Here is a 14,396-nt window from a genome sequence, read left to right on the forward strand (position 1 = left end):
CTTTACAGCAGAAGTACAATGTGAGTAACGTAATTCCACTATATGATAATTTTTAGAAGGTGAACAAAGTGCAGGATTGGGGCAAGTTATTCCGGAAGCTCAGAAAAGACCGTCATTTAACCCTTCAAGAGGTTGCTGATAACTTCAACAGTGTATCCTTTATCAGTAAGTTTGAAAAAGGCGATTCACAAATTTCATTCAATCGTCTGATTCATTTACTGGGCAAAATCAACTTTTCGGTTGAAGAGTTTCTTTATATCAATGGTCGGCAGGCAAACAAAGCAATTGATTCTACTTTTATGTCTTACCGGCCGATTTATTTAACCGCCGGATTTATGAGTCCACTGGTCGCCTTCATGAATGATCTAAATATCTCAGATAGCGACTATCAACATGACAGAGACCGGATTAATCAGTATTTCACCAAAACAATTGCTCATTTGGATAGTCAGGGATCTTCAGATTGGCACCACTATTTGGCAATTCTTTACCGGGTTCAGCGACTGATTCTGCAAGCTGGGGCCCACCCAAATGAAAGCCCGAAAACAAAGGATCTCTTCAAAGAAATCCATACCGCCACGCGGCCAATTGTTTCCTATCTCTATAACATCGAAAATTGGAGTGCCTTTGAAATTCTCCTTTTCAGTGTCAGCCACTTTGCCATCCCAACTGAAACGGTTCATCAACTGGAACAAATTGCCATTAAACGAACGACCATCAGCAAGACATTTCCCATGATGCCCCAAATTCAATTCAGCCTGCTCTTTGGACTCTTTTCAACGTACATCAACTTTCGCCACATGGATTGGGCCAAGGAAACACTGGACCAAATCGAAGCCCTATTCAAACAGTCGGAAGATGCTGGCGTAGCGATCATGCTGCGCTTCTATCATGGCTGGTATGACTACATTCATTCAAAAGGCCAGTCTGGTATCGACAAGATGCAGGATTCTCTATCAATCGCTCATATTTTAAAGCTCACGAAGACTGCGGAAAGAATGGCCAATATGATCCCACTGATTAAGAAAAATCAGCAGGAACCTGCCAAAGCCATGATCTTCGTATTGTAAAAAAAGCGGCTCACCATTTCGGTGAGCCACTTTTCAAATGCGATTATTGATAAGCATCATATAATTTTTCGAAATTAACCGTTCCCAAACCAGTTGCCTGATTATAAACTTTGCCGGGTTGTCCGGTGTAGTACAAGTTTGAGTTGTTGGTATCACTGTCAAGAACTGTAAATGGATCTTTGTCAGGATCCTGAGCTAATTTATAAATCTGAGCGTTCCACAAGCCCATCCGGGTACCCTTACCACTATTAATAACAGCAGTGGCACCGTTAAATTGAGGGGCAACAGCGGACGTTCCACCAACATTTTGCCAGCCGGTTGCTTTCGTGTAAATCTGGTAACCGGTGTTTGGATCGGCGTTGGCAGAAACATCAGGATAATTCCGGCCATACTGAGTTCCACTCAACAGAGGCGGGTTAATTCGCGGCTGTAAGAGATTTGAGAGGTATTCGCGGGCGTTGAAGGTATTTACACCCGGTACGTCTTGTTGATACTGAGGCTTGTCATAGAGGGTGCTGATGCCACCACCGCCAGCATTATAGAGTGACATGAGGTCGGTTAAGCTGGTCTGGAAAGCTTTCCGGTTCTGACCATATGCTTTGTACATATAGTCGGCACCCCAAGCCCGTTCCTTATCAACTGAAACCTTAATGCCATTATCCAATTTCTTGCTAAATGGCAGCGTGGTTCCACCGGTTGCGGTTACCCAGGGATTATCAGCTGGAAAATCAGCATAAGTACTGTAATTTGGAATTGAGAATGATCCAAACTGACCGCCGATTCCTTGACTGTAAGCACCTGAGTCACCAGATGCCACAAATGTTGAAATTCCCTGCAGGGCGCCTTGAGCCATCAACAGGCTCATAGCTTGACCATAAACAGGTGTCAGCAGCTTGTTCTTATAGTAGTAATGAGTTAGATATTCATTCAGTCCCCAGCTTAGTGACAATGAGCTGGCTTTGTTTTCATCAAAGGCCGTTGCAAATGTATTCGCCATTCCAACGTCACTGAAGTTTGACTGGTAAACCCGAACGTCTGCTTGAGGGGCAATGGCACCTGATTGTTCAACATCAAGAGCGGTTTCCAATTGATTGCTGGCCGTGTTGGTTGTTTGAACAGCCGGTGCTTTAACCTTCTTAACGCTTAGTCGGTCAGGCTTGGTGTCAATTTCTTCACCCTTCCAGAAGGTTTCAGCGTCTTTCTTACTGAAGCCGGCAAAGGTCACAATTCCAACCGTTTGGCCCTGGCCTTCATAACCCTTGTCATAGAGCGACTGCAGATTGTACTGCTTTACAAATTTGCTTGGCGCTGACTTGGCCAATGGTTTGGATGTCTTGGTTTTATTCGTCGTAATCCCAGTTCCACCGGCACTAATGGTCGTGATTCCAAGAATCGTCATGACGTGATTGGCCAAATTATCCGGCATCACTGGCTTTTTACTTGAAAATTGAACCGGGTTTGAATGATACTTCGCGGTTTGCAGGTTAGTGGCGAATGCCTTGTTGATGTTCTTAACCTTGCCGTCAACCCGAATAATCAATCCGTTGCTGAACGCGTGGGACTTTAAATTGTATTTCTTGAAAAATGGCTTGAATTCACCAACAACGCTTGCCGGTTGGCCAAATTCCCCCCTGAATTTAGTTGGGGTATAAAAATTCTTAAAGTCACTGTTACCGGGTGTATTCACTGCATAAACCCGATTGGTCAACTGATCTTCATTCTGTGGCTTTAAAACAATATCCAATGAAATCGTCTTGTTTGGTGAAAGTTTCTTCTTCGCCAACAACTGCTTTAAAATCTTGTTAATGCCATACGGATCCTTACCAGCCGGCTTCTTCTGAGATGAAGCCTGGGCAGCTGGTGTCACTGCTAATAAAACCGCTAAACTGGCGATCCCAACAATCAACTTCTTAGCTTTTATCATGTTCTCAACCTCTTTCTAATCTTCCGATTTTCCGTGTAGTTGAGCAGCCCTCATCCCCAATGGTTACCAAAATCACACCATTTCAATCTATGTAAACAATAGCCATTCATAAGGTTCCCCTACCTTTCCGAACTAGTGTGAGAGTACACTTAATAACATTATATGTCAAGAATGTTACAAAGCCGGTTCACCGGCTTAACTGCACACAAAAAAGCCGTGAAAGTATTTTTGCTTTCACGGCTTTTGTTGAGCCTAAATCCTGTTTAACTGTATTGATCGATTATTTAGGATTTGCAGCAGTTAAGGTCATATCGCTCCAGAATTCATTGTTCTGTTCTGAAACATCATAACCCTTAACCCGCTTGTTAACTGGGCTCCATGAATAGCTGAACTGTTCAGGTGCAACGGCAGCTTGACTGTTCATGTATTCCTGCCACTTCTTGTATTGTTGAACACGGTACTTGGCGTTCCAAGCTTTATTGCTGTTCAAACTGTTAAGAAGTTCAGTGTTCTTCTTAGTTGCAAAGTGACCCATGTTGTATGGTGCATCAACACCATACAATTGAGTTGGAGTTGGTTCTGATGAAGTCTGCCAAGCACCCAAGAAGACATCCATCTTGTTTTGCTTAGGCTTCTGCAAAGTTGCATAGAAACTGTTCATTTCCATTGGTTTGCCGCCGGTCATCTTAACATCCAGGCCAGCTTTGTGCCATTGCTGCAAGTAGTACTGATAAGTAGCTTCAGTAGATGATGAACTGCTCATGGCACCAAGATGGATAACCAACTTCTTGCCGTTTGGATCAGTCCGCCACTTACCGTGCTTCTTATATCCGGCTTTATCAAGTAATGACTTGGCTTTCTTCATATTGTATGGGAAGCCGGCAGCCTTTGAATCGTAAACGTCTTTAAAGACTGGTGGAATCAAAGTATTTGCACGCCAGCTCAATCCATTACCAAACTTCTTGGCAACGGCATCAATATCTACCGCATACATCATGGCACGACGCAAGTTCTTGTTGGCCATCTTAGAGTTCTTGTCCATGACGTTCAGACCGGTCTTAGGGTCCATGTGTCCAACATTAAAGCCAAAGTATGAATAACTCAAAGCTGGTGTTCCGGCAAGTCCATAATCCTTTAACTTCTTAATCTTAGGATATTGCGCCGAACCGATTCCACCGAGAACAAAGTCATATTTCTTTGAATTCAAAGCGGCCACAATGTTGTTCATTGAAACAACTTGAATGGTAATGTGCTTAATTTGAGCTTTCTTGCCCCAGTAGTACTTGTTAGGTGACCAAGTTGTAGATTCACCTTGGACTTCTTTATCAAGCTTGTAAGGACCGGTAAAGATTGGGTTCTTACGAACTTGCTTAGATGAAGCAAGCTTTGAAATTGGTGTGCCTTTGTAGTACTCATAAGGTTCAACACCACCCCAAATGAATGAATTTCTTGAATACTTCATTGAAGGGGCCACCTTGGTTAAATGAATCACAACGCTTCGGCCTTTTTGACCATCTGGATATGTAATTCCTGAAATTGTCTTAGCTTTGCCGGCATGGTATGCTGCCATTCCTTTGATTGCGGCAAAGTCAGATGAATATTGTTGTGAAGTTGTGTCTTTATTACCAATGATTTCGTATGGATACTCGATATCTTTGGCGGTAACTTTATCACCGTTTGACCAACGGGCATTCTTACGTAAAGTAATCGTGACGGTCTTGTCTTTTCGGTTGATTCGTTGATTAGCCAACCCACCATCGACAATCTTCCAATCCTTGGTAACATTGAACAACTCATCAGCTCCACCTGGTGCACCTGGTGAAAAGACGTCTGAATCTTCAGCGTTTGAAGCTAATGTACCTGAAGCAATACCGGTAAATGGTGCGTCATTAACTTCGGCAATCTTCAAGGTACTGTTATTGCCTTCAGTTGTTGCTTTACCTGGGCCACTGTATTTGGCTGACATGGTAATATGTTTGACAGCTCCTGATTTATCACTGCTCTTATTAGAACATGCGGCCAATGCCATTACGGACATTGTCGCAATTCCAATTGTGAGCCATTTCTTTGTGCTCATAAACATCCCTCCAAATTATTTGATCATTAACTAATGAAAACTCACCTCAACATTCAAAAAAATGCATCATCTCCTTTAATGTCAAAATTGACGATCCTTAATTCTTTTCATTACCACGACGTTGAGCAGCATTTGTTGCCCGTCGCATAACTTGACCGACATAACTAATTGAAAGACATAAAATAATAATTTCCAGAGCTGCTGGCAGCCACGTCCACCAGTAACCGGTGATGTTTTCCGGATCATTGGCATTGGCAATTAAAGTACCAAGTGATGGGGTTCCCATCGGCAGGCCAAAGCCCAAGAATGAAAGCCCGGTTTCAACACCAATGTTCTCAGCAAATGACAACGTGGTATCAACAATAATCAACGATGAAATGTTGGGCATGATCTCCCGGAAGATAATCTTTAAATTACTGGTTCCAGAAGTCTTGGATGCAGCAACATAATCCTTTTGTGATTCAGCAAGTGTTCGTGATCGAATCAGTCGAGAAGTTCCCATCCAATAGAAGATGGAAAGAATCAGTGTCAAAGTGATGGCATTGTAATGGGGAATGATTGTCACGATAACAATGATGGTCATTAACATTGGAATAATCATCATAAAGTCATAAACCCGTTGCATCGCCAAATCGACCATCCCACCAAAGTAACCAGAAACAAGTCCCCAGCAAATACCAAAGGTGGATGAAATAATCGTCAAACCAATCGCAATTGAAATCGAGTTTCGCGAACCGACAATTAACTCCTTGGCGATTGAACGGCCACCTGAATCAGCACCCAGCCAATATTCAGGGGTAAATGGCTTGGCATAGTATCCCATCAGGTTGGTCTGAATCATTTTCGGCGTATTAATGAACAATGAAGCGATAATGACAAATAGTATAAAAAATATCAATACGAATAGCGACACCATGGCCGGCTTATCAGCTTTAAACTCACCCCACATGATTCTAGCTCGAGATGGGGTGGCCTCTGCAGCGGCCTCTTTGGTTAACTTTCCAAGGTCTTCGGCAGAAATTGATGTTGCATCTTCAATATCTCTTTTCATTTCTGCACCCCTCCTACTCTATCCGAACTCGTGGGTCAACAATGCTTAAGACAATATCAGAAAGCAGTGTTCCCATCAGGTTCAAGAATCCATATAACAGAACAAGTGCGGTAATAACGGTGTAATCACGGAAGTTGATGGCATTCAAGAACAGCAGTCCCATACCTGGATATGAGAAGACCATTTCAGTAAAGATTGAACCGCCAAGCAATCCGGTAATTGAATAACCTGCGAATGCCGCGATCGGCAGCAATGAGTTTCGGAAGATGTGGTGACGATAAATATCCTTCATTGGAACACCCTTTGAACGGGCAGTCCGAACGTAATCTGAATGTTTGGCATCAATGACTTCTGATCGCAGATACTGAACAATATTAACGGTTCCAAACAATGCCCCCAGTAATCCCGGAAGAATGATGTGCCCGAGTCGGGACATGGTTGTTGCACCAAGCCCGGACGCCGTTGCGGAAACCGATCCGCTGGTTGGGAACCAGTTCAAAGCGTATCCAAAAATCCAAATACCCAAAACCAACACAACGAAAAATGGAATCGACATTGTTACATATGTATAAACACGTACCAATGTGTCTTGCAATTTACCTTCGTGATGAGCAGCGTATAGACCTAAAGGAAGGCCAATAACGTAGGTCAGGACCATTGTGAACAATGCCAGCCACAAAGTGTTGGCACCACGTTGCTGAATCAGTGTGACAACCGGTTCCTGATACTCATAACTCATTCCAAGGTCACCATGGAACAAATGGACAACCCAGTTCCAGTACTGCTGGTACCAAGGGTCATACAAGCCGTGGATTTCCATTAAATGGTGAATTTGAGCAGGATCAGCTTTGGGGTTAATCGATCCGGTAAACGGATCTCCGGGCATCGCTTTTGCGAGCAGGAAAACCAAAATGCTTAAGATAATGAGTTCTGGAATCATAATCAGAACCCGTCGTAAAATTGTTTTCCACATCAGACGTTTACCCCCTCATTTTCAGATTGTTGTTCAAATTCTTTGGCAAGATGCGGTGGCAACGCAACTGAATGAGTTGGCGAAACCTTAACAAGTGGGAATGCCATCCCATCCTTGTCATAGTATGTTGACTGTTGTTCTTGATAGATCTTTTCAATTTCCAATCGGTGCTTGCGGTGTTCATCCCGGTGATTAACGTTGGTTTCTGGAATGGCTGCCAACAAACGCTTGGTGTAAATATGCATTGGATTATTATAAATATCATCCCTGGTTCCAACTTCCACGATCCGGCCGCGGGTCATGATGGCAATGTTCTTGCACATATGACGGACAACCCCTAAATCATGTGAAATAAACAGGTATGAGATACCAAATTGGCGCTGAATTTTCTTCATGAAGTTTAAAACTTGAGCTTGAACGGAAAGGTCCAAGGCAGAAACCGGCTCATCGGCAATAATCAACTTGGGGTGAGTGGCAACCGCCCGGGCGACACCGATCCGTTGTCGTTGGCCGCCAGAGAATTGGTGGGGATATTTGTATAGGGCATCGGCATCCAAACCAACGATATCCAGCAGCTGAAGAACCCGGAGCTTTTCCTGCTCCTTATCCAAATGTTCGAAGTTACGAAGTGGTTCGGCAATCACATCTTCAATACGTTTCCGGGGATTCAGACTTGAAAGTGAATCCTGAAAAATCATTTGCACGTCATGGTTGTAATCCAACTTACGGCGGTTCTCACCCTTGGTAACGTCTTTACCTTTATACATGACGCTGCCGGAAGTGGCTTTTTCCAAACCAATGATGGCTTTGGCAGTCGTTGATTTACCAGATCCCGATTCACCAACCAAGCCGTATGTTTCACCGGCTTCAATGTTGAAAGTAACGCCGTCAACAGCCTTAACGTTATCAACAACCCGATTCCAAAAGCCACCACGAATTGGGTAGTGAACCTTTAAATCTTTAATTTCAATTAGACTCATGTCCGGCGCCCTCCTTTACTTGGTCTGGAAAATAAAAGTTCTTGTAGCAGGTGCAGCGGACCAGATGATTGTCACCGACATCGTGCATTTTCGGCTGAGCTTCATGGGCTGAAGCGGGAATCCATGGAATTCGGGGTGCAAAACGGTCACCTTGTTTAGGCATCTTTTGAAGTGACGGCACCATTCCTTGGATAACGTATAATTCATCGTTTTCATTCTCCCGTTGAGGCATCGAACGCAGCAAAGAACGCGTATAAGGATGCTTGGGTTCGTTAAAGATTTGAGCTGCGGTTCCCTGTTCAACAATTTGGCCGGCATACATAACTGCAACTCGATCGGCTGTCTCGGCAACGACTCCCAAATCATGCGTAATTAAAATGATTCCGGCATGATTTTCTTTTTGAATATCGCGAAGGACATCCAAAATTTGAGCTTGAATCGTTACATCCAAAGCAGTCGTCGGCTCATCGGCAATAATCAAATCCGGCTTGCAGGCAATGGCGATAGCGATAATAATTCGCTGACGCATCCCACCGGAAAGTTGGTGTGGAAATTGGTGAGCGGTCCGTTCCGGATCCTCAATTCCAACTTGGTTTAAGAGTTCAATGACCCGGGCATGACGTTGCTGTTCTGTCATCTTCGTGTGATAAATCATGACTTCTTGAATCTGATCTTCAATTCGTTTCAATGGATTAAGGGCAGACAGGGGGTCTTGAAAGATCATTCCAATCTTGGCTCCCCGAAATTGGTTGTACCCTTTTTCATCCAACTTCAATAAGTCGGTTCCTTCAAAATCAATTTCACCTGAAATCTTAGTTTCTTCCGGATCATGCAGGCCCATGATCGTTGTTGCCAAAGTACTCTTACCACAACCGGATTCCCCCACGATTGCGAGGATCTCATCATGTTTTACCTCGAGGTTGACGTTTGAAACGGCATCATAGTATTGGCCATTAATCTTGAACGCAGTGCTGACGTTTTTGATGTTCAAAAATTGGTCGCTTTTTGTCTCAACCACGTGAATATCTCCTTTTGAAAATGTATTTATGTACGTTCATTAAAATATGATGAACAATGTTGTTATTTTTAATTTAAAAAGCATTATAATCTCATTGTATTCTCATTTCAAATCATGTTAAGGATTTTCTGTAAATATTTGATATTTATACATAAAAATAGCAGGAAGATCGTATGTTTAACGGTCTTCCTGCTATTTCTTAAGATTTTTGATATAGATTAAATCTTATTTGTAATACCTACCATTGGCTTGGATTCACATTTTCTTAGTGAAAAATCAGGAACCATGTAGCTCATTCCCAGACTACTGATAACCATCCAGGGAATGTAGAAAGCCACTTGATAACGGCTTTGAACTTCAACAGCCATGAAGATCAGCGTCATGCCAATCATCACAATCTCATTAACCAGCACCCCGTTTCTCTCCCGAATGCCAGATAAATCATTTGCTTTCGGAATCAGTTGTGAGAACAAGCCGATGAGTACTAAGACCAGGACAGCTATTTGAAAGCCGGTCACCATATTGGTCAGAAAGCCGATCTCAAATGGCGTTAAATCCTCCCACATATAATTGGGGCGACGGGTATTGTTCCAGAAAAGAACTGGGCCATAGTCCGGCTGCATCAAAATCTCGTTCTTTCGGAATAAGAAACTCTTCCACTTGCCATTCTTTTTTAAAGCATCTGTGTTGACTTTCAATTGCTTTTTAAGGACTTCGTCAAAACCACTGAATTTTTCTGCAGGTGTCAGTGTCCGATCATGATTATACTTTTCCAGCTTCTTGACTAATGTTGAGGACCACATACCACCGGTTTTGACGGTTGTTCCAGTTGCCAGAGTATATTCCTGCCCAATCGATGATTTCGCAATTGGCACACCATATAAGAATTGGTCAACCTTGGGTTCAATTTGAGTCAGTCCAAAGAATACCAACACAACTGCCAGGATGCCGATTCGTGGCACCCAGATTGCTTTGGCATTTTCATGGCGTTTGAGCGGTTCTTTGAATTTAAACCAAACAAACAGCCCGTAGGCAATCACAATTACCATTGAAAGTGGCCGAATATTTTGAGCAAAGTACAGGGCGACAACTATCCATCCTGCATCCATCCAAAAGTGGCGGTCCTTTAGTGATTGATACGTAACCAATCGATTAATCAAAGACATACTCAGGAGAAGTGCAAACAGCCAGACAGGTTCAGCTCCCAGAAGCGTGGTATAAATGTACCAAGTTGGTAGGAAGAAGAATGTTAATGCGGCAAACATCCCGGTCTGGCGGTTAAAAAAGTAACAGACAATGTTCATAATTAAAATCGCACTCAAAATGCTGATCCCAATGTTGAACCATTGAACGACCTTTGGTGAATTCACGACAACCTTATAAAGATAGTGATAGAAGTTGCCAATATGAATCACATGGGGAAAAATACTGTCCAAATCCAGTGCCCGCAAGCGGTACAGCCACCGCCAACTATCACCGTTGGCCCTGGAACCGCCCAAAACATTATAGCTCCACATGTCTGAAATGAGGTTCAATCGAAATGAATACAGCATGATGATCTTGGGAATTGACATGATGCTAAGAAACAGCAGCAGCCAACCCGTGAATCTGGTCGAGAACCATTTTGCCAGATACCACAACAGGATTAAGAAGATGAGGCTGCCAAAGATGGTCCCGATCAACTGGTTGGTATTTGCATGAAACGTATCGTACGGAAATTTGTAATAACCGGTAATCGTTCCGGCAAGGGCCCAACCAACTGCAATGATCGCTAACATTGTCACACAAAAATACGTTATTTTAATGAGCTTTGGTTGCTTAATCATCGTCTCACCGCCCCATCCTCAGTACTCGTCATTTCATAGGACTTACCAAGGACTGTCGTCTTGGGCATTGATCTGTGAAATGATTTCTGAGCAGTCTTACTTTCGTGAGCAGTTTTCGTCCAGTCACAGCGATTGGTCATCAGGCGATAAAAGGAAATAAAGGCGACCGGTGTCAGCATCCACGAATAAAGCAAGTTGCCTGCAATCATGACAACAATGTCACGACGACTAAAGTGATAAGTCGACATTCTCATAAATCGGTTTGCCACCAGAATCATCAAATAAGTAATCAGCATTCCAAATAGCAAAACTGCGCCGACCGCCATGATTGTCTTCTGTGGGAACACGAGCAAATGATAGGCCATTACGATCGTTGCCAAAAATGAGCTGAACGTAAACAGCATTGAGAAGAACGGCAAAATCATAAAAATAATCAAGTCGGTCTTCAAGCAAGGTGGAATCTTGTTTGAAAGAAAGACGCATTTTCCATAACGGCGTAAGCACTGCATACCGCCCTGACACCAGCGGACCCGCTGCTTCACTAATGGTCGATAGCTGTTGACACCTTCCTGAGGCATAAACGTGTTGGCTAAAAAGCCGCCTCTGAATCCGTGAAGCAGGCCATTAATGCTGAACTCCAAATCATCGAGCAACGAGTTATTCCACTTAATCTGAATAGCCATCTTCAGAGTCATGAACTGACCGTTACCGGATGCAATCGCACTTCCCCAGCCCATCCGAATAATCTGCTGGAGCAAGTTTGGAACCCCAAATTCAAATTCCTGCATTAACGTCAAAAAATTGTGAATGTTGCTGATGGCAATTCCGGTTTGCAGCAAGTCATAATTTGAATGGGTAAAGCCATCGAAAATGTTCAATAGAATTTTAAAGCTGGGCTCTGAATCACTGTCAATCACACCAACGACCGTGTGATTAAAGTCGTGGGTCTGGGTTGTAATCCAATCCAAGCCGTCATTCAAAGCTTTGCCTTTGCCTTCACGGGCGTGGGGCAGCTTCCTGGTTAAAATATGAACCCGCTGGTTATCTTCAAACTGCTTTAATTTTTCATCTGTTCCGTCGTCTGATCCATCGTTAATGACAATCAGCGTCGTCTTGCATGGCAGTGGGCTCATTGCCCTTAAGAGACGGTTAACCGTCACTTCAATTTCATTCACTTCGTTAAGAGCCGGAACCATGATATACATATGTTGAATTTTTCGTTGGATATCTGCTGAAAAGTGCTCACCGGCATCTTTATGGCAAAAAATGTTGAAGAGATTTAGGATGCCAAATCCCCCTGTGCTAAACAGAGAAATAAATAAAAAGATCCAGATAAATGCCCATATTTCCATGTAATACCTCCAAATGTCTTAAGCGCATGATTGCAATTTATTATGTAAATACAGCAATCATCCCTACCAATGGGAATAATTGCTGTATTAAATCAACTGTTGGAATTACTGTGGTTCATTGATCGCATCGCTTTATCAGCACCAGAATGGAAAGATAATGCAGTGATGCTTCTTTTGATAAACGTTGATCAAATTAACATTGTTATTGGCATCAGGTGTTCGTTGACCCGGTGTCTGAGTCTTGTAGCCAAATGGAACGTGGTTTTCAGCGACTGTATAGACATATTTGTTTCCCTGTTGATCATATTGTGGCAGGTAGCGGAATGTCGTCTGATAACAGTTCAAAAAGCTTAAGGTCCTAAACTTATATGGCGTACCATTTCGATATAATGTGACCCGGACACATGGTGTACATTTCCAGAACGGAACGTTCTTCCATGTCTTCGTCACATGAATATAAGTGAAGCATTGAGGCTTCTTTTGATAAACATTAACAAGTGTGACAACACCATTGCTGTCGGGACTAACCGGCTGGTTGCCGTCGGGATCACTCTTGTATCCATCCGGAACCGATGCTTCGTTAACCGTATAGCTAATAGCATGACCATCTTGGGCAAATTTATCCAAGCCGGAAAATTCAGCTTGATATGAATTGCTTGAGCTTAATTCGACTGTCTTACCAGTGTCCACACCGTCGGCATAAAGCTTGGCGGTAACGGCTGGTGTCTTCACGCCATCCGGAACCCCCTGCCATACTTTCTTGACGATCAGGCTGGTGGTTTCATCAGTATGATCACCGACTGCAGAACCTTTTCCCATTGTCAGGACAACGGTCTTGGTGTTGGACGTCGTTACCGGAGTCCCGGTAGCGGATTTCGTCACATCATTGGCAGTAACCGTGGCAGTGTTCGGTAAATCAAGTTCCGTGCCATAGAGGCTGTATTCATTGTCGCTGCTGACATCGGTCTTGGCCATGATGTTAATCGCTTTGTCCAAAGTGCCGTTCCACTGGAAGTTAAATCCAGTTGCACTTGGCGTAACGGTGTAATGACTGGCAGCGATTGTTGCGCCACTGGCATCATCAGTAACGTAAATTGATTTGGTATTCAAAGTTTGAGCAGAAGTATTGCCCAAAGTATCGTTAACCTTTACGTTATTTAACTTGTGGTTGTTGGGATTAACCAAAACCTGCCAGTTAACCTGAGATAATGTCCCATTAGAACGAACTGATTCGTTGAGGCCCCAACCATTCTTGGCCAGAAAGACGTTGGCTGCATAGCTGGGAACAAATTTGCGGGTCCCAGTTACGGCAAATTCCAGTGATCCATGACGATTCTTGTTGTACTTAGCCCAATAGGCAGCGTTACTAAAGGTAATCTGACCAGTAGAAGCCTTTGGGTCAGCAGTAAATTGACCAACGGTTTCATTGGTGTTGCTGGACTTGAGATCGAACTTTTCCGGTGTTCTAAAAACGGCGCCGGAAGGTAAGGTGACCGTGGCAGTATCACCGTCATTAACGGTGGTGCCATCGGCAATCTTAAAATCATAATCCAGTGTATGTACCGGACCCTCGTACCACTGTTGTGAAACGGCAGGTGAAACTGTCGTTCCATCTTCCTTTGCGGAAGTAGCCGTCAATCCGGTAACCGCCGAATCAAGGCTGGCAGCGTGAACGCTGTTTGAAACTGTGACTGCTGAAGCAAACGTCAACAATAAAATTGCGGCGATTTTCAGTAGTCGAACGTGCTTAACAATAAAATCGTGTATTTGATGAAAATAAAAATTCATCATACATTCCCCCCTAGGATGCAATGTTACCGATGTGCAGACTTGGACCGTTCTATTACACATCAATAATGCATAAAAAATAACGTATTCCCAGTACGTTATAGTCCAAATTCCCCCACAGAATATCGGTACATTTAAATCCTAACGCAAGAACCCTATAGTGACAAGAACTTTTTGATTTGGAAAAATATTGATCAGAGGTTACTAACAAAATGTAACTATACTAAATTAGTTATGTGGGTGCCCATAATTTATTTTTTAAGCAAAAAATCAGCCAATTTCTAATCTTAGAAATTGACTGATTATAACAATTGTGTTATTTAATTATTCTAAGAAA

The 14,396-nt window shown here is 43.1% G+C and carries 10 protein-coding genes; 1 reads left to right on the forward strand and 9 read right to left on the reverse strand.

The annotated features are described in order from the left end of the window. Positions 1–68 precede the first annotated feature (68 nt). Positions 69–1,070, forward strand: coding sequence for a helix-turn-helix domain-containing protein (locus LKE01_RS06825; protein WP_056981571.1), 1,002 nt, complete (start codon positions 69–71; stop codon positions 1,068–1,070). Between the two features lie 43 nt (positions 1,071–1,113). On the opposite strand, the gene LKE01_RS06830 is transcribed toward LKE01_RS06825, so the two are convergent. The 9 genes from LKE01_RS06830 to LKE01_RS06870 form a co-directional block, all read right to left on the reverse strand. Next, entirely contained in the window at positions 1,114–2,994 is a 1,881-nt protein-coding gene (locus tag LKE01_RS06830; RefSeq protein ID WP_056981572.1) for a S53 family peptidase, read from the reverse strand. 280 nt (positions 2,995–3,274) lie between these two features. Next, positions 3,275–5,071, reverse strand: coding sequence for an oligopeptide ABC transporter substrate-binding protein (locus tag LKE01_RS06835; RefSeq protein WP_054769320.1), 1,797 nt, complete (start codon positions 5,069–5,071; stop codon positions 3,275–3,277). Between the two features lie 97 nt (positions 5,072–5,168). After that, positions 5,169–6,122: an ABC transporter permease gene (locus LKE01_RS06840; RefSeq protein WP_054769321.1), complete on the reverse strand. Its 954-nt coding sequence runs from the start codon at positions 6,120–6,122 to the stop codon at positions 5,169–5,171. A gap of 13 nt (positions 6,123–6,135) precedes the next feature. Next, complete coding sequence (locus LKE01_RS06845) at positions 6,136–7,095, reverse strand: ABC transporter permease (protein ID WP_054769322.1); 960 nt, start codon at positions 7,093–7,095, stop codon at positions 6,136–6,138. After that, entirely contained in the window at positions 7,095–8,075 is a 981-nt protein-coding gene (locus tag LKE01_RS06850) for an ATP-binding cassette domain-containing protein (protein WP_054769323.1), read from the reverse strand. The genes LKE01_RS06845 and LKE01_RS06850 overlap by 1 nt, the downstream gene beginning before the upstream one ends. Then, on the reverse strand, positions 8,062–9,093 hold the full coding sequence (locus tag LKE01_RS06855) for an ABC transporter ATP-binding protein (RefSeq protein ID WP_056981574.1): 1,032 nt from the start codon (positions 9,091–9,093) through the stop codon (positions 8,062–8,064). The genes LKE01_RS06850 and LKE01_RS06855 overlap by 14 nt, the downstream gene beginning before the upstream one ends. Before the next feature lie 218 nt (positions 9,094–9,311). After that, entirely contained in the window at positions 9,312–10,919 is a 1,608-nt protein-coding gene (locus LKE01_RS06860) for a hypothetical protein (protein ID WP_054769324.1), read from the reverse strand. After that, a complete protein-coding gene (locus LKE01_RS06865; protein WP_082619711.1) occupies positions 10,916–12,271 on the reverse strand; it encodes a glycosyltransferase in 1,356 nt (451 codons plus the stop codon). The genes LKE01_RS06860 and LKE01_RS06865 overlap by 4 nt, the downstream gene beginning before the upstream one ends. Positions 12,272–12,406: 135 nt before the next feature. Continuing rightward, the gene (locus LKE01_RS06870) at positions 12,407–14,062 is read right to left on the reverse strand and encodes a Cna B-type domain-containing protein (protein WP_056981576.1); all 1,656 of its coding nucleotides are present in this window, start codon (positions 14,060–14,062) and stop codon (positions 12,407–12,409) included. Positions 14,063–14,396 lie beyond the last annotated feature (334 nt).

Origin of the sequence: Lentilactobacillus kefiri (assembly GCF_007989105.1) — a bacterium.
GTDB classification, from domain to species: domain Bacteria; phylum Bacillota; class Bacilli; order Lactobacillales; family Lactobacillaceae; genus Lentilactobacillus; species Lentilactobacillus kefiri.